Below are 25,208 nucleotides of genomic sequence, written 5' to 3' on the forward strand. Positions count from 1 at the left end.
ACTAAATGTGTAATTTATTTGTAAATAAGTTGAATTTTATTAAAAGATGTTTATTAAAATGGGAAACAATAAGTTTAAGGTTTCACAATATTCTGTTAACTTTAAAGGATATAAATTTGACTTCTAAAAACTCTATTTTTTAAACACATGAAAAACAACTACTCTTTTCGTCATTTAATGACTTTTTTAGGTTTTTTTTATTGCTTCGCACTAAGTGCGCAGACAATGCCAACGGGGCAATCCTTGCCATACGAACAAAATTTTAACGGTTTGGCAACGACTTATCCTAGCGGAATACAAGGCTGGAATGCAACTACTCCTACTAGTTCAAGTTTACCAACACCATCATCTTTTACAACATCTGGTACAGTTAAATCAGATCAAAGCTTAATCGCAAGTGGTTCATCAACTTCTACTTCCGGAGGTATATATAATTATACTGGTAAAATAGGGTTTTTAAATGGAGGCAGCTTTCTTGATCAGGCAATTGCTCTTGCTTTAAATACAACAGGAAGTACTCAAGTAAAAGTTCAATATGATGTATTGGTAATTCGTAACCCATATGGTGTTAGTGGGTCTAATCGTATTAATGAGATGGCTCTGCAATATAGAGTTGGTGAAACAGGAGAGTTTGTAACATTATCAGGAACTCTTTTTCAGAATAATACAACGACACGAACAGATGAAACTTCTAAGTCACAAAGCGAACATAAAAAATTAGTTCTTCCTGCTGCTTGTGATAATCAACCTGTTGTTCAATTACGCTGGATATCAAGACAAGTTTCTGGCGGAGGTTCTCGTCCTTCTTTTGCAATTGATAATATTGATATTAGAAGTGATAATACTGCTCCAGTAACTGTTGTAGGTTATCCTAAAACAAACAATATTTTATCTTCAGGGTTTGATTTTATTAATAAAATAAATGAAAATGGGAAAACTTACTTTGTCTTGCTTCCTGGAGGAAGTGCTGAACCAACAGTTGCTCAAATAAAAGCGGGACAGAATGCTTCAGGAACTGCAGCATTACAATCTGGTTTCTTGGATATAACTGATTCATCTTTAGATTATTCGAAAACATTTACAGGATTAACTTTGAATACTGCATATTCTGTTTTTTCTGTTTCAGAAGATCTTTATGACAACCTGCAAACAACAATAAATAAAGTAGATGTTACTACTTTAAGCGTTGCTCCTGCATCAATAACTACCACAATTACTTCATTAGATTTGGGTAATTCTGAGCCAAATTATCAGGATGCTGTAAATAAAAGTTATCAAATTGGAGCTGAAAATCTTACAAATGATGTAGTAGTAACTGCTCCATCAAATTTTACTATTTCTAAAGATAATAATGTATTTGCGTCATCATTGACATTTGTCCCGGCAGATTTTGCTTCGAATGCAACTCCAACAGTTTATGTGAAATTCTCACCAAATGCTGTTGCTGTTTTTTCTGGACAAATAACACATGAATCTACAGGAATAGCTACCAAAACAGTTTCTGTAACAGGAAACGGAATCAACCCTTTTGTGCAAGGCTTTAATGATGCAAATGTTTTAACAAACAGCGGCTGGTCGCAGTACAACGTAGACGGTCCATTAAACAAATGGACTTATACAACTATAACACGTAACGTAAATTCTGGTGCCGGAGCAGTTTTGATGAACGGGTATTTAGATAACGGCCCAAGTAAAGATTGGTTAATTTCGCCTAAATTACGTTTAGATAGTTTTGGTGAACTTCCTTTGTTGTCTTTTTACTCTCGTAAATTTTATGCAGGACCTGGTTTAAAATTAATGGTTTCTACAGATTATGATGGAGTAAGTAGTCCAAGCACGGCGACCTGGACAGAAATTGATGGTAAATTTCCAACAACTACAGGTACTTATGTACAATCTCAATATATTAAACTAACAGCTTATAAAACTAATCATACTTACTTAGCATGGGTTTACGAAACTACAGCTGGTGGAACCAATAATGCTTCAGAATGGTCATTTGATGATTTTGAAGTAACAGATGCAGTGGGCTATGTAGACTCAAACCCTGTTTTAGATTTTGGAGTTGTTAATCTAAATGTCGTTTCTGATTCTCAGTCTTTTAATTTTAAAGCAGAGGGGCATGGAGATATTACCATTACAGCTTCGGCTTCGTACAAAATATCTGCGGATAATATTTCGTTTGTATCAAGTTTGGTCGTTTCTGCTGCAGATGCTTTAGCAGGAAAAACACTGTATGCAAAATTTGCTCCAATAACTAAAGAATTAAAAATTTCAGGTAACTTAACAGTTACAGGAACTTCATTAAACAAACAAATTGGTTCTTTTACAGGGTCTTCTTTACCAAAAACCGAGACTTTTGATGTTGTAACCTATAATTTAGATTTTTTTGGTTCGGATAATTCTACCAACGGACCTTTGGACAATGCACTTCAAATTGAAAATGCTGCTAAAGTGATGAATAAAATGGACGCCGATGTATATGCAGTTCAGGAAGTTTCAAGCGAAGCAGCGGTTGATGCCTTAATTCAAAAATTAAATATAAACGGCAAAACATTCGATAAGACTGTTTCTCCAATTTGGTCATATTCATGGGACCCAACTTCAGATCCTAGTTTCCCACCTCAAAAACTAGTTGTAATTTATAATACTCAGACTGTCACGTTGAAAAAAACCCGTGTAATGTTCAAGGAGTTTTATGATGAATTAGTTGCAGGAACAAAAACTTTAGCTAATTATCCGTTACCTGCAAGCAATCCGCCGAAAAGACCAAGTACAGGCTTTTTCTCTTCCGGACGTTTGCCATATGTTGTAACTTTAGAAACAAATCTTAATGGAGTTAAAAATGAAATAAAGATTGTAGATGTACATGCTCGTGCAAACAACGGATCTGATGGTACAACATATACCAGACGTAAATATGATAATCAGGTTTTTAAAGACAGTTTAGATGCATATTATCCAAATGATAATTTGATTATTTTAGGAGATTATAATGATGATGTAAAGATTTCTGTTTTTGGTACTAACAATCCTTCAACTTACGAGAACTTTGTTACAGATACAAGCAATTATAAAGCTCTTACTTTAGGAATAAGCCAGGCAGGTGCTACTAGTTATTTTAATTTTAATCCGCCAAGTTTCTTAGATCATATTATGATTTCTAATGAATTGTTTGATCAGTATATTGATAACTCAACAGCAGTTTATGATCCCAGAGCTGATATTGTAGACTATATCAGTACAACTTCAGATCATGGACCTGTTATCGCTCGTTTCAACCTGAAACAAGGTGTACTTTCGACACCGGATTTTGAAACCAAAAATGGATATTTTGTTCAGGCATTCCCTAATCCTGTAACAGATGTAGTAAATGTTTCAGTTAAAACTACTACAGACAGAAATCTAAAATTAAGATTTTATGACATTTCTGGACATTTAGTTGGTAATCCTGTCGAAGTAAATGCAACACAGGACTTGAGTACAACAGCAATCCCGGTAAATTATTTAAGATCCGGAATTTATGTTTATACTTTAACCGAAAATAATAAAGTGGTTTACAAAGGTAAAATCATAAAAAAATAAAGAGAATAAAATCTATTAAAAAGGCAGTCAATTTTGACTGCCTTTTTTCATTTTCTGAAGATTTTAAAATAACATTTTAAATCTATTTAAATCTGCCTCAGTGTTTATTTTATAAAAATAATGTAGTTGCCATTGTTGTGTTTTTTGAGCCTGTTTGTTTGTGGTTTCATCCCAGGGAGGATAAACTCTTAGAGCTCTTTTCCCTTCTTTTGCCGAAGTAGAAAAAATACCTTTTTCCAGTAAAATACTTTTCGGGAAAATAAATTGTCCAAACCAATCATTTTTTCGGGTACTGATTATGACAAAATCAATTGCATCCGAAAAATCAAAAGGTTCGATGTTTCCGTTTTTATTTCGTTTCCATAAAGTTACAAACTGACCAGTTTTGGTTGGTGTAATTTTGGACTTTCGGTAGCAAATGTATTTTTCGTTTAAAACAAATCGGTAAGCATCATAATCTGCACTTTCTGATTCCGGTTGAGGTTCTGTACCCTTAAAGTTGCAGGAATCATAAATTAATTCTTTGGCAAGAATCAGGTCTTTTGGCAATGATTCTGTAGTATTCCATTTGTTTATGGTCGTCATTTAATGAGATTTCTTAAAAGATATTTTTGTAAAATTAGCACAAAAAGAATCTTAAAAAGAAACGTTCAAACCAAAATTTAATCCCCATTGAAACTGATTGAAAGACTGATTGCTTAAAGGATTGATATAATAATTCATAGCCGGTTCAACAAAAATATTTGTTTTTTTGTACACACGATATTGTAATGTACTACTTAATGTAGAACCATAAACATAATCATTCGCATTTACGTTCTGACCAATATAATTGCCATCTATAGCTACATTGTTAGAAATCAGCTTACCTACAAAACCACCTGTATTTAGATTGATGCTTGCTTTGTTTCGGTTAAAAATAGAATAAGAAACTTCCAGAGGCATCTCAATATATCGTAAACTTTGATCCAGGTTTCCGCTTTCTATATTATTACTTTGAATACCGTTTTGTTTTAATGCATTAGCAGTAGTACTTGGTACGAATACATAACCGTCATTTGCAGTAATTGGTGCAGCTGATGCTGTTGGGTTTTGATTAAAATAATCGCTGGAGCTTAAAAAAGAACTGTTTTTTGCACTTAAATAAGAAACATTTGCAACACTTTGCCCCAATTCATTTATTTTAAGACCAGAACCTACAGCCCATTTTTTGTTGATTTTATATTTAGTTTTTACACCATATGTACTGCTTTGTTTAGAGTCGTTTGTGTTGCCAAAAGTCTTATCGTTTTTATAATTTTCAGAACTTGCAACTCCGGCAAAAACTTCGACAGCCCATTTTTCGCCTTTAGAAACTTTTTTATTGTCATTCTCCTTTTTTACTTCCGGAGTTATAATCCCCTTTTCTAAATTCTGAAGTTCTGCCAACTGAACTGAATCCTGTTTGCTTAAAACATCTTTAAATTTTGAATTGTTTTTTTGATTGCTGGCAAGTAGTTCTTTACTAGGCAATATTATATTTTCACTTTTCTGTTTTAATGTGCTTTCATTTATTGGTTTTTCATTTCCATTTAAAAAGGAATTTGAAGTATTAGAAGCAATGCTTTTATTGTTTTTAGAACTTACCTGATTTTCAAAAATCGAACTCGATACCTGATTTTTCAGATTTGAATTAAAAGCATTTGTTTTACCTGCATTGAATGTTTTTTCGGCTAAAATCTTATTAGTGGCTTTTTTATCAGCACTTAAAACCTGATTTTTTTGATTCAAATTGAATCCGTTTGAATTGCTAATATTATATGTTTTTTCAGCTACAACCTGATTAGCCGCTTTTTTATTAGTATTTAGAACCTGGTTTTTTGAATCAGTATTAAATCCGTTTGAATTGACTGTATTATATGTTTTTTCAGCGACAGCCTGATTAGGAGCTTTTTTATCAGCATTTAAAATCTGTTTTTTTGAGTCTGTATTAAATCCGTTTGAATTACCAGTATTAGATGTTTTTTCAGCGACAGCCTGATTAGTAACTTTTTTATCAGCATTTAATAACTGATTTTTTGAAGCTGGATTGAAAGAATCAGATTGATTTGAATTGGATGTTTTTTCTTTAGCTGAAGCAACATTTTTTTCAGTTACAGGATGATTGATATTTCTTTTTTCAATATTTGATTTTGGAGCTAAAACATCAGAGTTTGTTTTTGTTTCATCATCAGATTGAGCGACTGCCGTTTTTTGATTTTTTTGAGAGCTATTAATTGGATCTGTATTATGGTTTATAGAAGAATTAGTTTCAGTATTATTTGATGAATCTTCTGGTTTACTTTGTCCGGAATTTTGATCTTTAGGAGCGATTGTTCTATTTGAATCTTTATTATCATCCAGAACAACACTATTAGTTTCGCCAGTACCATTGTGTATGGTTTTGATACCAGAAGTAGAATTAAAATATAAAGCAGTAGGAAGCATTAATCCTAATAATAAGCATGCAGCAGCCGACCACCAAAGAATAGCTCTCTTTTTCTTTTTAGGTTTGTCTAATTTTTCTTCAATCTGCCCCCATAATTCAGGAGGCGGAACACTCGAAAAGTCTTCCATTGATGAAAAAATATCTTCTATATTTTGCTTTTTCATGCTATTTTAAAATTTTTTATGCTCAGTATTTTTTTTTGCAAAATGTGCTTGGCCCTATTTAAATTAGATTTGGATGTTCCTTCAGAGATTTTTAATAATTCAGCTATTTCCTTGTGTTTCATTTTTTCGAAAACATATAAGTTGAAAACCGTTCGATACTGATCAGGTAAATCCCGAATATATTCTAACAGTTTTTCCTGCTCGATCGGAATAATATCCAGTTCTTCTTCTTCGACAAAATCAGTATCCGGATCAAAAACATCCAAAAAGAAACTTTCCTTTTTCTTTTTATTCAGAGTTTCAATAAGTTTATTAATAAAAATACGTTTTAGCCAGCCTTCAAAGCTTCCTTCAAACTTGTATTGGCTGATTTTCTGAAAAACAATGACAAATGCTTCCTGAAATACATCTTTAGCATCATCCTCATTTTTCATATACTTTAAGCAAATACCATATAAAACAGGAGAGAACAACTGATAAATTTTCAGTTGTCCCTCTCTGTCATTTTTTATGCACAGCTTGATGTACTTTTCTAAATCGTCTTTCAAAAATGTGGTATTGGTTAGTTTTGCAAAAATAGTTCTTATAAGCTTATAAAACTATCTTTTATAAATAGTACGAGCTGCATCCTGGTTATTGCTCACAATTGTTAGGTTTTGATTGTCAAGGTTTTCTATGACATAAGTCTTGCCTTCGAAAGTAATTAAGTCATGTTCTGCCTGATCAAAAAAGCCTATTCCTTTTTCTATCTGATAAGTACTATTTCTAATTTCTACATCATTTTTGTATGTGATTACTCTTCCGTTTGGCGTAAAAACTATCTTTTTGTTAAATCCAATAGTTTTTGGAGTTGCTGTGTAAGGATTATTTGCACCTCCAATCGATTTTTCCCAAATCCATGTATTAACAATAGAACCTGAGTTCATAGTGGTTGATTCTAGTGCGTAAGCCGTTGAAAAAAGGCAGGACACTACAATAAACAATAAGAAATGTTTTTTCATAATTTGATTATTTAAGACTAGTAATTTTATCCTGAATTGCTTTTTTGAATGCTTTTACTTCAGCACTTTGATCACTGGTATCAACATTGTCTATAGAAACTTTAGTAACACTTGTTCCCTGACGAAGTTCAAAATATACACCACCGTGATCTACTGCATCCGGAGTTCCGTAAACTTTAGTTTGTCCTTTAAGACCTAAAATTTCAGCAGGAACGTTTTTAAGGAAAAGCGTGTAGTCACCTTTTTTAGTTGTTGCATTGTATCTGTATTGATTAAAGTCATAACCACCGGCAACTACATTCTGAAATTTTAAAATGTTGAAATCATTAATCTGGAAGAATTTCTGACAATCAGCTCCAGTACATTGCTTGTTAAAGGTACCTACTACAATATTATCTGTGCTTTCTGTAACTTTATTAAACAGAATTGCTTTTGAAGTTCTTGGAATTAAGATAAAATCAGAAGGATAACTTGGTGCCGAAACAATAGTTTCACCTGGCTGAGGTGCTTTTTCATAATAGTTAATCAGAATTTCGCATTTGTTTTCCAGGATAGTTGTTATCTTAATAGAATATCCGTTTGTTGTTTTTAAACCTGCGAAAACACCAACCAAGATTTCTTTAGAGAAATCGATAGGAGTATCTGTACTGTTTGGACAACTATTTTCACGTTTTGTAAAATAAGTTTTCATTTTTTCCTCAGAACCTACTAAAAGTGCAGTTGGATTGGTAGGTAAAGTATTAACATTGTATGAGCATAAAAGTGGAATTCCTGTATAAAGCTTGTCTTCGCTGGCTCCGCAATCTACATTTAAATCGTCATTATTAAGAGAGCAGGCGCTGAATCCAAAAGCTATAAACAAGCTTAACATTAATTTTTTCATGATAAATTTTTAATAGGTTATATTCTAGTAGATGACTTCTTTTTGAAATGGTTGCGTAAAAAAATATTTTTTTTTACTATGTCTTTTAGTTTAGAATGAATACTAATTCAGAAAAAAATACTTTTTAAAATTATCCACTGCGTCTTATTGTTTATTTTTACTACATTAAAAATTCCAGTTATGTTTGATTTTCTTCCGTATTTGTTAGCTTCTTTTGTGGCACTATTTATTGGGATATATATAGGTAAGCAATTGTTTTCGGTTCGATCTCAGTCTGAAAGAATAGGTTTGGAGGAACGATTGAAAGCCAATACCACTCAATTGCAATTGCAGAAAGAACAGTTTGACAACGAAAGAAAAAATTTCGAAAGACAACTTTATACTATAAATACAGAAAAAGAGAATATCAGGACAGAGAAAGACAGTCTGGCTATTCAGCTTTCAAAAAAAGAAGTTGATTTTGAAAACTTATGGGAACGACATAAAGAACAAAAAAACGAAATAACAGAGTTACAGGAAAAATTTACCAAAGAATTTGAAAATTTAGCCAATAAGATACTTGAAGAAAAATCGGCCAAGTTTACGGAACAAAACAGCGAAAACATGAAAAATATCTTGTTGCCGTTGCAGGATAAAATTCAGGGATTTGAGCAAAAAGTTGAACAAACGCACAAAGAAAGCATCGATTATCACGCAGCATTACGTCAGCAAATTTTAGGTTTAAGCGAAATGAATGCCCAAATGAGCAAAGAAACCCTTAACCTGACGAAAGCTTTAAAAGGCGATAATAAAATGCAGGGAAATTGGGGAGAGTTGGTATTGGAACGTGTTCTGGAAAAATCAGGTTTAGAAAAAGGACGTGAATACGAAGTACAGCAAAGCTTTACCAATAACGAAGGAAACAGAGTTTTGCCCGATGTAGTTATTAATCTGCCCGATGCTAAAAAAATGATTATAGATTCTAAAGTTTCATTAATAGCATACGAAAAATGGATCAATGAAGAATCTGATATTCTTAAAATTGATTTTTTAAAAGAACATGTCAATTCTATTAAAAGACATGTAGAACAACTCGGAAATAAAAATTATCATGATCTGTATCAAATCGAAAGTCCGGATTTTGTATTGCTTTTTATACCTATCGAGCCTGCTTTTGCCATTGCATTAAACGAAGATTCAACGCTGTATAATAAAGCATTTGACCGGAATATTGTAATTGTTACGCCGACTACTTTGTTAGCTACATTACGAACTATCGATAGTATGTGGACCAATCAGAAGCAACAGGAAAATGCTTTTGAAATCGCCAGACAAGCCGGAGCATTATATGATAAGTTTGAAGGATTTGTTACCGATTTAGTGAGAATTGGAAATAAAATAAAAGACACTAAAACCGAATATGAAAATGCGATGAGCAAACTTGTCGATGGCAGAGGGAATTTAATTTCGAGTGTAGAGAAATTAAAAAAAATGGGCGCAAAGGCTAAGAAATCACTTCCTGAAAATATTATCGCAAGAGCATCAAATAATGATGAGAATGAATTACTGAATTAAAAATTAATCACATAATACCACATACAAAACATGACTGCAGATTTTAAACCCGTTTCATCATCCAAAATAAGTATTTCAGAATTGATGTTGCCGTCGCATACCAACTTTAGCGGAAAAATTCATGGAGGATACATTTTACAATTACTTGATCAGATTGCTTTTGCATCGGCATCAAAATTTTGCGGAAACTATTGTGTAACCGCTTCTGTTGATACCGTAAATTTTTTGAAACCAATTGAAGTTGGTGAACTTGTTACCATGAAAGCTTCGGTAAATTATGTAGGCAGAAGTTCTATGATTGTAGGTATTCGTGTCGAAGCAGAGAATATTCAGACTGGTGCGGTAAAACATTGCAATTCGTCTTATTTTACAATGGTGGCAAAAGATAAAGATGGTAAAAGTGTACAAGTTCCGGGACTAATTTTGTCAAATCTGGAAGAAGTTCGCCGTTTTAGAAAAAGCATCAAACACATCGAGTTAAAAAAAGAAGTCGAAGAACATGCCAAAATTGCAAATGTTAATTCGATCGAAGATCTGGCAAATTTAGATCAGTACAATGTTCTTTTAGAAATTAGTTAAGATAATTGAATTATTAAAAATAAATAAAAATGGTAAAATTCGGATATACAATTCTATATGTTGAGGATGTAGAAAAGTCAGTCGTGTTCTATGAAAATACATTTGGTTTTTCAAGAAAGTTTGTAACACCTGAAAATGATTATGGAGAATTAAGCACTGGTGAAACCACCATTTCATTTGCGTCAAAGAAGTTAGCAGCTCAAAATTTAAAAGAAGGTTTTATCGAAAGTGATTTAACAGAAAAACCTTTTGCTATAGAGATAGGTTTTATTACAGATCAGGTAGATGAACTGGTACAAAAGGCACTTTCTTTTGGTGCTGTTTTGGTAAAAGAACCAACGCAAAAACCATGGGGACAAATTGTAGCTTATGTAAGAGATTTAGATGGTTTTCTGATTGAAATTTGTACCGAAGTTCAAGGGTAAAATTTTGTGCCCGTCTCAATCTGCAAACTACATTTTTACATTTTTCAGATATCATCTTTCAAATACAAACATTCACAAATATTTAGCATAAAACGATCAACTAAAAGCGGTAAAATTTCGTAACTTTAAGTAGAAACATTTGGTTATCACTTTTTCACGGAGTATTGCCATTCCTTTTTTTAGCCTATATATTAAGTCCAGTTTTTATTCTCTTCTTAAAGTAAAAAAAGCGAATGACATAATTGTTAATTGTTGACGATTATGAAAAAAATTACTGTATTAATTTTACTGTTTACCGCATTTTCTATACTGGCTCAGGATAAATTTAAAACCAGCACGGCAATTGTAAATTTTGAAGCTTCAGTACCTTTTTTTGAAGAGGTAAAAGCGGTAAATAAGCTTGGAACTATAGTTCTTGACCCTCTAACCAGTACAATAATTTGTACTGTTTTTATAAAAGATTTTCATTTTAAAATGGATTTAATGGAAACTCATTTTAATGAAAATTACCTGGAAAGCAACCGATATCCTAAATCAGTTTTTAAAGGTAAAATCGAAAAATTTGATTTGAAAAACGTGGACGGTGCCGAAAAAGAATATGATGTAAATGGAAAGCTTTACCTGCACGGAAAATCAAAAATGATCGGTTTTAAGGCACTCATAAAAAGAGTTCCTCAAGGCATACAGATTATTTGTAATTATCCAATTTCTGTTTCGGATTTTAATATTGCAATACCGGGCACAGTAGCAAATAAAATTTCTACAACAGCCAATACCAGTTTAGTTGGAATTGTTCGTAGCGAGGAAATAATGTACCTGACTTTAAAGTAAAACTAATTTAAACAGCTAACAAGCGCTTTTTCCAGATCAGTAAATTCAAACTCAAAACCTGTTTTTTGTATTTTTTCGGATGAAACTCTTTGGCCTTCTAAAACTGCTTCACTCATTTGACCCAAAATAATTCTTAATACAAATGAAGGCACTTTAGGAAGCCAAATGGTGTATCCGAATAAATTTGCCAAAGTTCTGGAGAATCTGGAATTTGTAGTGTTGTCTGTAATAGCAGCATTATATGGGCCTTGTAATTTCTGGTCTGTAACTGCCTTTAAATACATCGCACATAAATCGTCAATATGAATCCAGGGCAAGTATTGTTTGCCGGTTCCTAAAACGGCTCCAAAACCCGCTTTAAAACCTGGAGCAACTTTTTTTAGAAAACCTTCATCTTTGCCAAAAACAATTCCGGTTCTCATTTTTACCGTTCTAATGCCCAATGATCCAATTTTGTCTACAGCAAGTTCCCATTCCTGACAAGTTGTTCCTAAAAAATCATTTGCAGGAACAGTGTCTTCATCACAAATTTTGTGACTGGTTACAGCCCCGTAAATTCCAATAGCCGAAGCCGAGATAAAAGCATCTAAAGTTTTATTGTGCTTTTTTAAAATAGAGAAAATAAGATCTATAGGTTGCGTGCGGCTTTCCAGAATAACTCTCTTACGCTTTTTAGTCCATCGTTTTTCAACTATGCCTTCTCCCGCTAAATGAATGATATAATCTGCCTGTAGAATAGCCTCTTCATTGATATAATTACTCTTTAAATTCCATTTATAATAAGTAATCAGCGAAGTGTTTTCTCTTGCAGATCGGCTTAGGATAGATACTGTAAAACCATTTTCGATGAGTAAATCAGTCAAATATTTGCCTATGAATCCAGTGCCTCCGGTTAATAAAACATTTTTTGCCATGATAGTTTATAATATATTTAACAGTGCATTTTGTTTAAGGCAAAGTAAAGGTACTTAAACATTGCTTACCTTTAAGGCAAATTCTAAATTTTAATAAAATGGCAACTAAAAAAAAGAATATTACAAGAGATGAGATCGTTTCAATATATATGGATGAAGTTCTTGAAAAAGGACAAAAACCAAAATCGGTTTATCATTTTGCAAAAGAAAATGATTTTACAGAAGCTGAGTTTTACGCTTTTTTTGGAACATTAGAAGGTTTAGAAAAAGAAATATTCAGATTGTTTTTTGCCAATACAATTGATCTTTTGCATAAAAACGGAGATTATCAGGAGTATGACATGAAAAATAAAATGTTGAGTTTTTACTTTACATTTTTTGAAATTCTGACTGCCAACAGAAGTTATGTTCTTCAGGCATTGAAATTCGACAGAAATCCTCTTAAAAATTTAGTACAGTTAAGTTCGCTTCGTGAAGCATTTAAAGAATATGTTGCTGAAATCCTGACAGACGATTACCGATTAGAACAGGAAAAACTTCAGAAATTTCAGGAAAAAGCTATTCAGGAAAGTGCCTGGCTGCAATTGATGCTGACCATAAAATTCTGGGTAGACGATTCATCTGCAGCATTTGAAAAAACAGATATTTTTATCGAAAAATCAGTTAATGCATCTTTTGAATTAATGAATGTCGCACCAATGAATCATCTTATAGATCTTGGAAAATTTCTGTTTAAAGAAAAAATATACAGCAAACAATGAAAACGATCGACTATATACCAACATCAAAAATAGAAAGAGCCAGTAAATTGGTGCAAACTGGTGCAAAAATAGGAGTGAATTATGTCAAGCATTATGCTGAGAAAATGGTTAATCCTGATTTAAGCCGTGATAAACTTAATGAGAACAATGCCGAGGATATTTATGATGGCCTTAAAAGCCTAAAAGGAAGCGCACTTAAAGTTGCCCAGATGCTTAGCATGGATAAAAACTTTTTGCCTCAGGCATACGTTGAGAAATTCTCGCTATCACAATTTTCTGTTCCGCCACTTTCAGCACCTTTGGTTTTAAAAACTTTCAAAACTAATTTTGGTAAAACACCTTATGAAATTTTTGATGAATTTAATGCCAATTCAGTCAATGCAGCTAGTATTGGGCAAGTTCATCTGGCTAAGAAAGACGGTAAAGAATTAGCGGTTAAAATTCAGTATCCGGGAGTTGCCAATAGTATTTCATCAGATTTGGCCTTGGTAAAACCTATCGCGATCCGAATGTTTAATTTACAGGGAAAAGATTCTGATAAATATTTTAAAGAAGTCGAAGACAAACTTATCGAAGAAACGAACTATTTGTTAGAACTAAAACAAAGCAAAGAAGTCGTTGAAGCATGCAATAAAATCGAAAACATACTTTTTCCCAATTATTATCCGGAGTTTTCGTCAGAGAAAATTATTACGATGGATTGGATGACGGGAATTCACCTTTCAGAGTTTACGGCTAAAAACACAGATCGTGAAGTCAGTAATAAAATAGGTCAGGCACTTTGGGATTTTTATATGTATCAAATTCATGTTCTTCGAAAAGTACATGCTGATCCGCATCCCGGAAATTTTCTGGTGGATGAAGAGAATCATCTTATTGCTTTGGATTTTGGATGCATGAAACAAATTCCAGAAGAATTTTATGTACCCTATTTTGAGTTAATCAATAAAAATGTCATTACAGATACAACGAAATTCAATGAAAAATTATTCGAATTAGAAATTCTTCGTCCAGACGATTCACCTTCAGAAATCGAATATTTTACAGAGATGTTTCATGATTTATTGTCGCTGTTTACAAAACCTTTTCAGGAAGAAACTTTCGATTTTGCCGATGAAACTTTTTTCGACAGTATTGCCAAACTGGGTGAACGTTTCTCAAACGATACTAATCTCAAAAAAATGAACGGAAATCGCGGTTCTAAGCATTTTATTTATATGAACCGTACTTTCTTTGGTTTGTATAATTTAATGTTTGATTTGAAAGCGAAGATTATCGTTGATAATTATAAAAAGTATTAGGAGCTGTTTTGGTTTCTGGTTTCAGGTTTGGTGAAACGCAAATTCTGAAGTTTAACAAATAAAAAATCCAATTCGTATTTTTCGAATTGGATTTTTTTATGTAGAAACCTGAAACCTGAAACCTGAAACCTGAAACCTGAAACCTGAAACCTGAAACCTGAAACCTGAAACCTGAAACCTGAAACCTGAAACCTGAAACCTGAAACCTGAAACCTGAAACCTGAAACCTGAAACCTGAAACCTGAAACCTGAAACCTGAAACCTGAAACCTGAAAAAAAAAACTACTTCAAAATCCCCGCTTTATAAGTTGCAATTGCACGATCCCGGGCAAATGCATGATCAATCATAGGTTCAGTATATCCTAAATCAAATTCCGGAATCCATTTGCGGATATAAATTCCTTTTTCGTCAAATTTCTTTTGTTGAATTTCAGGATTAAAAACTCTGAAATAAGGCGCAGCATCACAACCTGTTCCGGCCGCCCATTGCCAGTTTCCAACATTTGATGCCAGTTCAAAATCCAGTAATTTCTCAGCAAAATAAGCCTCGCCCCATTGCCAGTTGATCAGTAAGTGTTTGCATAAAAAACTGGCGACAACCATACGAACACGATTGTGCATATAGCCTGTTTCGTTAAGCTGACGCATTCCGGCATCGACCATAGGATAACCCGTTGTTCCGGTGCACCAACGTTTAAAGTCGTCTTCGTTGTTTCGCCATTGAATTCCGTCATAAGCTGATTTGAAATTATGATTGACACAGTTTGGAAAATTAAAAAGGATTTGAATAAAAAACTCTCTCCAGATTAGTTCACTTAAAAAGGTTTGATTTTTCTGGTTGGCCCAATTCACTAATTTTCGAATACTTACTGTTCCAAATCGTAAATGCGGAGATAAATAGGAGGTACTGTCGAGAGCAGGAAAATCGCGTGTCTCTTTATAATTTGAAATTTGAGTTAAGTTATGAGGAAGTACTTTTATCTTGCCTGGCTCAAAACCAATCGCACTTAATTCCGGAAATGTAAATTGATTTTTGATGAAATTATTATAGAAAGCTTTAGTGTTGGTTTCTAAAACTCCCGAAAGATGATATTTTTCCAGCCACTTATTTTTATATGGCGTGTAAATCGTGTACGGAAGTCCGTCGGCTTTTGTGATTTCTTTTTCTTCAAAAATGACATGATCTTTAAATGAAAATGTCTGAATATTGTTTTGTTTAGCAATTCCCTGAATGGTTACATCGCGTTGAATCGCAAAAGGCTCGTAATCTTTGTTAAAGAAGATTTCCTGAATATCAAATTCTTCTATCAATGATTTCCAAACCTCAGTTGTGTTGCCTTTTTTGATTAATAGCGAAGAACCAATTGTATTAAGTTCCTGATTTATTTTTTGAAGTGAATCATAAATAAATGTAACTCTTGCATCGTTTTTAGGAAGGTTTTCTAAGATGTCATCATCAAAAATAAATAACGGAATGACTGGAAAATCTGATTGCAAGGCATGAAATAATCCTATATTGTCATCCAGACGTAAATCCCGTCGAAACCAGAAAAAAGTAGTTTTTTGTTTTGTCATTGTATTGTATGCTGCTGTGAATTATTTTTTTGCCAGAGATAAAAAAAACATTAACATCTGTCGCCAGGAATATTATTTTGAATTGAATAATTCTTCAATTTTATTAAATCGATAGTCAAAAATCGCTTTTAGTTTATTTTTTACCATTATGGCATTTGCAAGCTGACCTAAATACCCAAAGGGTAAAGCGTAATGAACTACATCGGTCATTTTTGTACCAGTTTCTGTTGGTTCAAAAAAATGTTTATGATGCCATAAAGCGTAAGGTCCAAAACGTTGTTCGTCTACAAAATATTCATTTTCTTTAGAAACTGTAATAATGGTCATCCAATTGATTTTAATGCCCAAAAGAGGTTTTAAAGTATAAGTGATTACTTGTCCGGGATACATGCGTTTACCATCAAAATCCTGAATTTCAAAACTCATGTTATCAAGTGTTATGGTTTGAAGATTCTTTGGACTTGAGAAAAAATCCCAGCATTCTTCGATACTGGCATTAATATGTTGTACAGTTTCTATTTTATATACTTTCATGAAATCGATAATTACAGATGGTCTTGAAATACGTTTGCGTTACGGGTTGTAGTGGAGCTCTTTTTGTGTCAGGCTTTTTTGCCTGATATAAAAAAGCGGGAACGGAAGACCCGACCCTTGGGGAACGCCCAAAATTTGCTACATTTTATAATATTTAAATGGTACAAACAACATTCCGAAACATTCTCCATGTTCTTTTCCTAAATGTTTATGATGGATTTTATGTGCTTTTCGTAAGCCAATCAGGTATTTGTTTTTAGTGTTTTTAAACCATTTAAATCGCTGATGTATTAAAACATCGTGTATTAAGAAATAGCAAGCACCATAAGAGGTGACTCCGCAGGCAATAAAAAATAAATAATTGAATCCGCCCTGAACACCAAAGTAAAAAAGTATAATACTTGGAGTAGCAAAAATGACAAAGAATATATCGTTACGTTCAAAAGTATGTTCGTATTTAGGCTGATGGTGATCAGCATGAAAATACCACATAAGTCCATGCATGATGTATTTATGCGTGACCCAGGTAACACATTCCATGAAGAGGAAAACACCTAAAAAGATTAAAAAAGAAATCATTTTGTATATTTTGAATTGTTGTAATAATTGAAGTTTAAATAAGATTTACTCATTCCTGTTATTATGAAACGAGCTTTAGCTTATAAGTGACAAAAGATTGAGCTAAAAGTCCGGCTTTGGTATAATTTGAAACCCTGATTCTTGAATTTCCAATCTCGTAATAAGGTGTGTTTTTTAATTTTTTGAGCAATTTTTTGTAATAGATATATGCTGTGTAAACGCCAAATTGAGCTTCGATTGGTAATTTTATAATTCCCTGATACGCCATTCTAAAATCTTCCTCGATTTCGTTTATGATAGTAGTTTTTGCATTTTCATCGAACGAATTAAGATTTACTCCCGGAAAATAATTTCGGTTTAAAACCAAATTATCATCTTTTAAATCTCTCAGGAAATTTACTTTCTGAAAAGCAGATCCTAATCGCATCGCTTCGTTTTTGAGCTGTTCGTATTTTTGTTGGTTTCCTTTTACAAAAACTTTCAGGCACATTAAACCCACTACATCGGCAGAACCATAAATATAATCTTCATACTCGGTTTGTGAGCTGTATGTTGATTTGATGAGGTCCAGTTTCATGCTTTTTAAAAATGCCTGAACTAAGTCATCTGTAATGTTATATTGTTTTACGGTATGCTGAAAAGAGTTGAGAATTGGATTTAAACTAATTCCGGCCTCAACAGCTTTATAATATTCTTTTTCGAAATCATTGATAAGTGCTTCTTTGTCGTAGTGATGAAAAGAATCGACAATTTCATCAGCAAAACGCACAAAACCATAAATACTGTAAATGGCATCGCGAATACTTGGCGATAACATTTTAACCGCTAAAGAAAATGAGGTGCTGTAGTTTTGGGTGACCAACTTGCTGCATTTGAAAGAAACGGTGTCGAATAGTGATTTCATTTTTTAAGATCTAAAAGATTTTTGAATTAACTCAGCTACTAATTTTCCTGAAATTAAAGCAGGCGGAACACCTGGGCCGGGAACGGTTAATTGTCCTGTGAAATATAAGTTGCGGACTTTTTTGCTTTTTAATTTTGGCCGTAAAAAAGCCGTTTGTAATAATGTATTGGCCATTCCGTAAGCATTTCCTTTGTAAGCGTTATAATCGGTTACAAAGTCATTTTTACAAAATGATCTTTTAAATATAATGTTATTTTTAATTTTTTGCTTTGTAAGTTGTTCAAAACGATGAATTATTTTTTCGAAATATTGCTCACGAAGTTCCTCACTGTCCTGTATTCCGGGTGCTAACGGAATAAGGAAAAAACCGCTTTCCATTCCTTCCGGAGCTGCTGTTAAATCTGTTTTTGATGGGAAGTTGGCATAAAACAAAGGGGCTTCGGGCCATTTTGGATCGTCGTAAATATCGGCTGCATGCTGATTGAAATCAACATCAAAAAATAAAGCATGATGAGAAATGTTTTCTATCTTTTTATTAAACCCAACAAAAAAGAGGAGCGAAGAAGGAGCGAAAATACGACTTGCCCAGTATTTCTCAGAATATGCACGATGTTCCAGATCCAGTAGCGTTTCGCTATGATGATAATCGGCACCGCTTAAAACAATATCTGCGTTGATTGTTTTTCCGTTTAGCACAATTCCGGTTGCTGTTTTGTTTTCGACTAAAATCTTTTCGACAGGAGAATTGGTTGTGATTGTAACGCCTAATTCTAAAGCTAATTCCTTAATACCGCGAATGACATCAAACATGCCTGTTTTGGGATGCCAGGTTCCTAAGCCAAAATCGGCGTAATTCATAAAATTATAAAACGAAGGCGTTTTCGTTGGTTTTGCTCCAAGAAATAAAACCGGAAATTCAAGAATCTGAATTAGTTTTTGATTTTTGAATTTCTTTCGGATATCGCTACTCACATTGCTAAAAAACTGATTGAGTTTTAAAGCCGTCTGAGGTGTAATTAATTCAAGAGGAGAAACTCCCGGTCGATACACCAAATCTTTTATTGCTATATCGTAATTGCTTTTGGCCTGAGTAATGAACGTTTCCAGTTTCTTACCGCTATCTTTTTCAATGGCTTCAAAAGTGCTTTTTATTTCTTCTAAATTATCATAAATAGAAATAAAATCATCAACACCAAAGTAAACCCTGTATGCGGGATTAAGCTTTATGAGTTCGTAATAATCAGATGGTTTTTTGCCGAAATCCTGAAAAAAGCGTTCAAACACATCAGGCATCCAATACCAGCTTGGTCCCATGTCGAAGGTAAAACCCTCTTTTTTAAATTGTCTGGCACGTCCGCCTATTGTATCATTTTTTTCGTAGACAGTTACAGTGTAACCTTGTTTTGCGAGGTAACATGAAGCGGCTAAAGAAGAGAAGCCTGATCCTATTATTGCGACAGTTTTTTTCATTTGTTTAACAAATGTACAAAAACTTTAAACAAAATTATTACAGCATACTAATTGTTTCTTCCATCGAATGAAAAAGACGTATTCTTTCAGGGATAGCCTTGCTGTCAATGTGCTCAATCATATTGCCCATTAACCAGATTTCATTATTTTTTTGAAGTAATTTTTGTCCCATCGATTTTACATATTGATTGATCACGCTACGATCTGGCTGAACCGTCATAAAGGAAACAAAGGTGATGTTCTCAAAATGTTTGGTTAAATCCTGTAAATTTTCGATTGGCATACTTTCTCCCAAATAAATGGTTTTGTACCCTTTTAATAAAATTTCATATTGCAGATAAAGCAATCCTATCTTATGAATTTCGTTTAATGGTAATGAAAGTACAAAAACTCTATTGGTTTTTGTAGGCTTTAGAATTTGAAGACTCTCTGTGTAAATTAAAATTTTCTGTTTGATCAAATGACTCATGAAATGCTCATTTGCAGGTGTTATGGTTTCAGATTGCCATAACAAACCCAGTTCTTTCAATAAAGGAAGAAAGTGATCTTTGAAAACTTCTTTGAATGATTTCTCTGAAATCAGCCAGTCAAAAGTGTTGAAGAATATTTCCTGATCAAAATTCATCATAGCCATTTTAAAGGAAGTGATGGCATAATTTTGAGAATTTTTCTTGGAAATGATTTCGTGTACTAATTGTGGAATTTTCTCTTCAGGATAAGTCGCGATTTTAGAAATTTTATAACCGTACTCGTGTAATAGCGTTATGTTTAAAAGCTTTTGTAAGTTTTGTAAGTTATAAAGTCTGATGTTTGTATCAGTTCGCATGGGTTCCAGAATATTGTATCTTTTTTCCCAGATGCGAATGGTATGCGCTTTTATTCCTGACAGGTTTTCAAGGTCTTTTATACTGAAAACAGTTTTAATGTTGTTGATCATTTCTGGCTATTTGGTCAACAAAAATAGAATAAAATCTTAAAAAATCGTTAAAGCGAGCGTAAAATGATAGATTGCTAAGGGTTTAGTGACTGATAATGGTTTAATTTATCGAGATGTAATATTGTTTTTTGGCCATCTTTGCTTCTGTTGTACATGGTTTCGAATTTGGCATTATAAATAATTTCATCAAAGGAATAGGAGGTTCTTGCAGCAACAGTATTGCTGTACATATTGTCGAAAGTGGTTATAAATACTAATACTTCACCATGTGTTTTCCTGAAATCTTCTTCGGTAAAATTATATAAAGGACTGTCTTCTGTTATGGGATGAACGAGAGTCCAGCTTAGCGAAAGAGCGTTTATTTTATCCAACTCGAGTTCTAGGCTGTAAAATTTATTGGTTTCGATACCGTTTTCTTCAAGACTCAATGCGAGGGTCATTTTTGCTGTAGCATCTGTAAAGTTGGTGTTTTTAAAAGGGACCAAGCGTATCATTAAACCTTTGTGTTTGCCGTAAGGTGAAATCAATGCATGATCAGCAAATTTTAAAAAAGCAGTTGGTTTGCTAAATCTTCCAAAAAATAAACCTGTTGCAATAGCAAAACTCAATAAACCAATTAAGGCTTCAGCAGCTGATAAAGCACTGGTTAAAAATCCGGTTGGACTAATATGACCATAACCAACTGTTGTAAAAGTTTGGGCGCTAAAAAAATAGGCTTGTCCAAATTGTGTGAATACGCTTTCTGATTGTTCGATTCCGTCGAGATGTTCAATTCCGATTGCGTAATAAATAACAGCAAAAATAAAATTGATGGCAATATAAAAAGTAAACAGAATAAGCATGAATTTCCAGTTTGGTAAGTCAATCATTGTATGATACCAACTAATGCGACGGAAGAAGTGCATGCCTCTTTTTTCTATATTCGGAGTTCCGTCTTTGTTTACAAATCGGCCGCCATAACTATTGGCATTTGAGCCAAATCCTGAATTTTTATCGGCTTGAGCCTTGTGGTTTATTTTTTTTAAAAGCGCCATTACAGTTTGGTTTACAGAGCAAATGTAAGCATATCTTTTAAACGAAATTCAGCTTCTGTTTTGAATAAAAAAGCAATCTGCAAAAAGGCTATTTTACAGATTGCTTTTGTGAAGATTTACTTTTCTGATTTTATTTGCAAAAAGTAGCTTTGTTTTTGATGGCGCTTTGGCTGCCTAATTCGATAGCTTTAGAGAAGTCTTTGCACGCATTTTTTTTATCCTCTATTTTGTTGTAGGCTAAACCGCGTAAGTTGTAAGCGATATAATCTTTTGGGTTTAAACTGATCGATGAGGTACAATCATCAATGGTTTCTTTAAAATTCATTAATTTGTAATTTACGTTTGCACGTCCGGTCAGTGCATCGGCATTCATGTTGTCTAATTCGATAGTTTTGCTAAAATCAGCAAGGGCACCTTTTAGATCGTTGAGTTTGAGTTTTGCAACACCTCGATTTTGGTATGCTTCAACAAATTTAGAATTCATGCTGATCGCTTTTGTGTAATCAGAAATGGCACCTTTTGTATTGCCTGCTTCGGCTTTCTTCATGGCCTTGTCAAAATAGCCGGTTGCAGATTGTGCCCATGTTGAGCAAGTTATCATAATCAATGATAATACTAATAATTTTTTCATAAACCAATTTGGGATTAGGTTAGTAGGTTAAATAATTCTGAAACGAATTTAAGAAAGTTTTGATTTGTAGGAGAAGTTCTTTTGTGAAATAATGGTTAGCAAATATATTTATGAATATTTTTAGCTTATAGAACTTGTATTCGGTAATTATTAGTAAGGTAAATTATGAATTTAATTTTGTGTTTTGAAAATGATAATCCTTATATTTTCAAAGACATAGTTATTGTGGATTATTTAAAACTACCATTTCCATTTCTTCCTTTATTGTTATCAAATTTGCTTTTTCCCCATGCCTGTGGCTGCCAGGAAAATTGCAGAAGAAAGTAATTACTATTTTTATTAGTAAATGTTTGTTGATATCCTGTGTTTGTGCTACTGTAATTAAGAAGATAGTTTTGTTTGGCCAAATCCATTACCACAAAGCTTAGAATACCATTTTTTTGTTTAAAAATTCGTTTTTCGATATTCATGTTTAAAACAGAAGGAGACATTTTATCGTTGGTGTTTGAAACCTGGTTTAGGTTTTGTTGAAAAAAGAAATTGACATTCCAGGTGTCTCCAAAATATAAACTTAAATTGATATCACCATTGAATAATTGATTGAATGTTTTGGTCGCAGAGGCTGAATTATGATCGCTTTGAGATGTAAATACTAAACTAGTTGTAAGCTCTAACCATTTTTTATAATTGAATGTATAATCTGTTTTCCAGTTTTGGTAAAATGATTTTCTAATTTCAGATTTGGTATCCAGAAAATAAGGATTGTCGGACTGTCTGATCGAACCACTAAACTGCAAATTAGAGTTTGGCGGTAATGTTTTACCTATACTAAAATTTAGCATATTGGATTTTTGTCCATCGATATTGGTAAAAGTATTGGTTGTTGTAATGATTTTTTTCTCAGAATCTATAACTGAGCTTGTAATGTTTGTGGTGCCATTTTTTGTACTATTAGTTGTAGCCATTATAGATGTATTGAGCTGTAATCGTTTAAAAAATTTATTATAATTTAAGCTCCAACTTAGATTTTCTGAATTTTTTAAATCAGGATTTCCAATGGTAATATTATACGGGGTAATGTAATTTGGAATTGGATTGAGAGTATTTAGTGCAGGCTGGTTAAAATATTGAGATAATGTTATTTGCAGATTGCCAAATTTAGCAGTGTTATAAATTATTTTGAATGATGTTGATGGCAATAGGTCATAGCGGTTTACCTTGTCTTTTTCTAATCCAATTTCTCCATTTAACCATTTATTTGTCATTGTGAACATGGGCGATAAGGTAATTCCATTTTTAAAACTATATTCTGTCTGAAATAAAACAGGAATATTGTATGTTTTTTGGTTTTGAAAAAAACTTAGTTTCGGATTAAAGTTAATTCTATCGTCTTCGTTTACAAATGATTTATTGTTGGTCGAATTGACCTGACTCAAGAAAGAAAGACTTGTTTTGAATTTTAACTTTTGATTGTAATTCCAGTTCAATTCGTTTTGTATAGAATTTGTAAATGAACGGCTGTTTAGTTTTTCCAATTGATGGAGTATGCTATCTGCAACAGCAATATTTAAAGTGTCTTTATAAGTGGTAATGATCGAATTGCCATATGATTTGTTCCCATTATAAGAACTCGTTAGAGAAGTAATTAATGTTGTTTTACTGCTAATGTTATTTATATACCGAGTATAAAAGTTATAGTTTAAATTGTTATTGTTTTTATCTGATTGCGAGTTTTCAAAATTGTTAAGTATGCCAGATTGCAGGTTTTGACCTGACAAGTTTACTTTTCCCAAGTCTGAGGCTATTTTCAAATAGCCAAACAAACTTGATTTTTCTTTAAATGAAGCATTAAAATCAGAATTTAAGCTTAAAATATGATTTTTACCAGAGGATTCTTTTATTGTTTTTTTATACAACGTTCCCTGTTCATAATAGCTTTCTCCAATGGTTTTAGTGTTGTTTTGATTGATTGTTTGAGTATATTCAAATTCATTAAAAAAATTGATTTGCCTGAATTGAAATCTTTTTCCAATTCCGGCATTCATATTTTTTAGTTCTCCGCCAGAAATATTTGCGGGACTGTTTATGAAGGTTCTGTTTTGTTTTGCCAAGGATCCCGGAATTGTTGTACTCCGAATTCCCAAAGGTTCCTGTTGATAGCCTGCTTTTGTAGAAGACTGATTAGAGCCGTCTATTGTTTTAATAGAAGTTATTGCTTTGGTTCTGGATTGTGAACCTTGTTCGGCTGTAATGGCATACATTTTTCCAGCAGACTTATCCGCTTTTGTTACAATATTTAAGACTTTAGATGATTTTTCAGTTTTCAGTTTTTTGACATTTTCGCCAGATTCGTCCATATCGATAATCTGAATGCGTTCTACAATATCGGCAGGCAGTTCTTCCATGGCTTCTTTTACAGAACCCGAAAAATATTTAGAACCATTAAATAATGCTTTGGTAACTAATTCATTATTGTAAAATACACTTCCGTCAGGATCAATTGTAACGCCCTCCATTCGTCTAAGTAAATCTTCTAGACGTGCATAATCCCGAACAATATAGTCTTTTGCCCAAAATTCTGTAGTATCGCCTTTTATAATTGGGCCTTTCAGGCGGGTAATAGTCACATTTTCGAGCTGTTCTTCCTGAATTCCCAGCCGAATAGGGGGAATGTTAAGAATGGTTTTTGTATCATTATTAAAGTACTTTCTGTTATAAGACTTATGTCCTAATGCTTTTACACTCAATAAAAAATCTGCAGAACGCACATTTGGGAAACCATAAAAACCAAAGGTGTTTGTGGTTGCTTTTAAGGTATCTTTAGCAGAAATCAATAAAACAGTTGCACCTGTAATAGGTTTGTTTAGCGAATCACGTACTATACCTGTTATATTTCGCGTTGGTGTAGGGGTAGTTTGGGCATTTAAAATAGTATTTGCAAGTAAAAAACTAATTAAAATAAGAACCTGAAATAGTGTTTTTTTAATCATAAAAAATGAAAAAATTGTTTTTATACAACTTGACGATATAAAAAAATAAATACCCTAATTTTAGAATTAGGGTATTATCTTGTTTGTGT

The 25,208-nt window shown here is 32.9% G+C and carries 22 protein-coding genes; 7 read left to right on the top strand and 15 right to left on the bottom strand.

Features of this window, described 5'->3' with window-relative positions:
* The first annotated feature begins 147 nt into the window (after nt 1-147).
* A complete protein-coding gene (locus tag A4F88_RS22895; RefSeq protein ID WP_068845137.1) occupies nt 148-3,585 on the top strand; it encodes a T9SS type A sorting domain-containing protein in 3,438 nt (1,145 codons plus the stop codon).
* A gap of 63 nt (nt 3,586-3,648) precedes the next feature.
* On the opposite strand, the gene A4F88_RS22900 is transcribed toward A4F88_RS22895, so the two are convergent.
* Genes A4F88_RS22900 through A4F88_RS22920 form a run of 5 tightly spaced genes read right to left on the bottom strand, consistent with a single transcriptional unit; the run spans nt 3,649 to nt 8,100 of the window.
* Complete coding sequence (locus A4F88_RS22900) at nt 3,649-4,170, bottom strand: MepB family protein (protein ID WP_068845139.1); 522 nt, start codon at nt 4,168-4,170, stop codon at nt 3,649-3,651.
* Between the two features lie 51 nt (nt 4,171-4,221).
* Nucleotides 4,222-6,216 carry a hypothetical protein gene (locus tag A4F88_RS22905; RefSeq protein WP_068845141.1) on the bottom strand — a complete coding sequence of 665 codons (1,995 nt, stop codon included), beginning with the start codon at nt 6,214-6,216 and terminating at the stop codon, nt 4,222-4,224.
* Nucleotides 6,213-6,764, bottom strand: coding sequence for an RNA polymerase sigma factor (locus A4F88_RS22910; protein WP_068845143.1), 552 nt, complete (start codon nt 6,762-6,764; stop codon nt 6,213-6,215). Before A4F88_RS22910 ends, A4F88_RS22905 begins: the two co-directional genes overlap by 4 nt.
* Nucleotides 6,765-6,815: 51 nt before the next feature.
* Nucleotides 6,816-7,217: a hypothetical protein gene (locus A4F88_RS22915; protein WP_068845144.1), complete on the bottom strand. Its 402-nt coding sequence runs from the start codon at nt 7,215-7,217 to the stop codon at nt 6,816-6,818.
* Between the two features lie 7 nt (nt 7,218-7,224).
* Entirely contained in the window at nt 7,225-8,100 is an 876-nt protein-coding gene (locus tag A4F88_RS22920; RefSeq protein ID WP_068845146.1) for a protease complex subunit PrcB family protein, read from the bottom strand.
* Nucleotides 8,101-8,280: 180 nt separating this feature from the next.
* Here A4F88_RS22920 and A4F88_RS22925 point away from each other — a divergent pair, with 180 nt between their 5' ends.
* The 4 genes from A4F88_RS22925 (at nt 8,281) to A4F88_RS22940 (ending at nt 11,489) form a co-directional block, all read left to right on the top strand.
* Nucleotides 8,281-9,654: a DNA recombination protein RmuC gene (locus A4F88_RS22925; RefSeq protein ID WP_068845257.1), complete on the top strand. Its 1,374-nt coding sequence runs from the start codon at nt 8,281-8,283 to the stop codon at nt 9,652-9,654.
* A 30-nt stretch (nt 9,655-9,684) separates the two neighbouring features.
* Entirely contained in the window at nt 9,685-10,233 is a 549-nt protein-coding gene (locus tag A4F88_RS22930; protein WP_068845148.1) for an acyl-CoA thioesterase, read from the top strand.
* A 29-nt stretch (nt 10,234-10,262) separates the two neighbouring features.
* Complete coding sequence (locus tag A4F88_RS22935) at nt 10,263-10,658, top strand: VOC family protein (RefSeq protein ID WP_068845150.1); 396 nt, start codon at nt 10,263-10,265, stop codon at nt 10,656-10,658.
* A 261-nt stretch (nt 10,659-10,919) separates the two neighbouring features.
* A complete protein-coding gene (locus tag A4F88_RS22940; RefSeq protein WP_068845152.1) occupies nt 10,920-11,489 on the top strand; it encodes a YceI family protein in 570 nt (189 codons plus the stop codon).
* A gap of 2 nt (nt 11,490-11,491) precedes the next feature.
* Here the strand turns inward: A4F88_RS22940 and A4F88_RS22945 are convergent, their stop codons facing one another.
* Entirely contained in the window at nt 11,492-12,403 is a 912-nt protein-coding gene (locus tag A4F88_RS22945) for a TIGR01777 family oxidoreductase (RefSeq protein ID WP_068845154.1), read from the bottom strand.
* 98 nt (nt 12,404-12,501) lie between these two features.
* Between A4F88_RS22945 and A4F88_RS22950 the strand changes: the two genes are divergently transcribed.
* A complete protein-coding gene (locus A4F88_RS22950) occupies nt 12,502-13,164 on the top strand; it encodes a TetR family transcriptional regulator C-terminal domain-containing protein (protein WP_068845156.1) in 663 nt (220 codons plus the stop codon).
* Complete coding sequence (locus A4F88_RS22955) at nt 13,161-14,465, top strand: ABC1 kinase family protein (protein ID WP_068845158.1); 1,305 nt, start codon at nt 13,161-13,163, stop codon at nt 14,463-14,465. The genes A4F88_RS22950 and A4F88_RS22955 overlap by 4 nt, the downstream gene beginning before the upstream one ends.
* 282 nt (nt 14,466-14,747) lie before the next feature.
* Here the strand turns inward: A4F88_RS22955 and A4F88_RS22960 are convergent, their stop codons facing one another.
* The 9 genes from A4F88_RS22960 to A4F88_RS23000 form a co-directional block, all read right to left on the bottom strand.
* Nucleotides 14,748-16,040, bottom strand: coding sequence for a cryptochrome/photolyase family protein (locus A4F88_RS22960; protein WP_068845160.1), 1,293 nt, complete (start codon nt 16,038-16,040; stop codon nt 14,748-14,750).
* Between the two features lie 72 nt (nt 16,041-16,112).
* A complete protein-coding gene (locus A4F88_RS22965; RefSeq protein WP_068845162.1) occupies nt 16,113-16,574 on the bottom strand; it encodes an SRPBCC family protein in 462 nt (153 codons plus the stop codon).
* A 138-nt stretch (nt 16,575-16,712) separates the two neighbouring features.
* A complete protein-coding gene (locus A4F88_RS22970; protein WP_068845164.1) occupies nt 16,713-17,153 on the bottom strand; it encodes a sterol desaturase family protein in 441 nt (146 codons plus the stop codon).
* A gap of 61 nt (nt 17,154-17,214) precedes the next feature.
* Entirely contained in the window at nt 17,215-18,057 is an 843-nt protein-coding gene (locus tag A4F88_RS22975; RefSeq protein ID WP_068845166.1) for a phytoene/squalene synthase family protein, read from the bottom strand.
* 3 nt (nt 18,058-18,060) lie between these two features.
* A complete protein-coding gene (locus tag A4F88_RS22980) occupies nt 18,061-19,527 on the bottom strand; it encodes a phytoene desaturase family protein (protein WP_068845168.1) in 1,467 nt (488 codons plus the stop codon).
* A 37-nt stretch (nt 19,528-19,564) separates the two neighbouring features.
* Nucleotides 19,565-20,464, bottom strand: coding sequence for a MerR family transcriptional regulator (locus tag A4F88_RS22985; protein ID WP_068845170.1), 900 nt, complete (start codon nt 20,462-20,464; stop codon nt 19,565-19,567).
* 74 nt (nt 20,465-20,538) lie between these two features.
* Nucleotides 20,539-21,498 (bottom strand): ion channel, encoded by a 960-nt coding sequence (locus A4F88_RS22990; protein ID WP_068845172.1) that lies wholly within the window; start codon nt 21,496-21,498, stop codon nt 20,539-20,541.
* Nucleotides 21,499-21,628: 130 nt separating this feature from the next.
* Nucleotides 21,629-22,129 (bottom strand): tetratricopeptide repeat protein, encoded by a 501-nt coding sequence (locus tag A4F88_RS22995; RefSeq protein WP_245179203.1) that lies wholly within the window; start codon nt 22,127-22,129, stop codon nt 21,629-21,631.
* A 230-nt stretch (nt 22,130-22,359) separates the two neighbouring features.
* On the bottom strand, nt 22,360-25,119 hold the full coding sequence (locus A4F88_RS23000) for a TonB-dependent receptor (protein WP_068845174.1): 2,760 nt from the start codon (nt 25,117-25,119) through the stop codon (nt 22,360-22,362).
* Between the last annotated feature and the right edge of the window lie 89 nt (nt 25,120-25,208).

This window comes from Flavobacterium chilense (assembly GCF_001602525.1).
GTDB classification, from domain to species: Bacteria; Bacteroidota; Bacteroidia; order Flavobacteriales; family Flavobacteriaceae; genus Flavobacterium; species Flavobacterium chilense.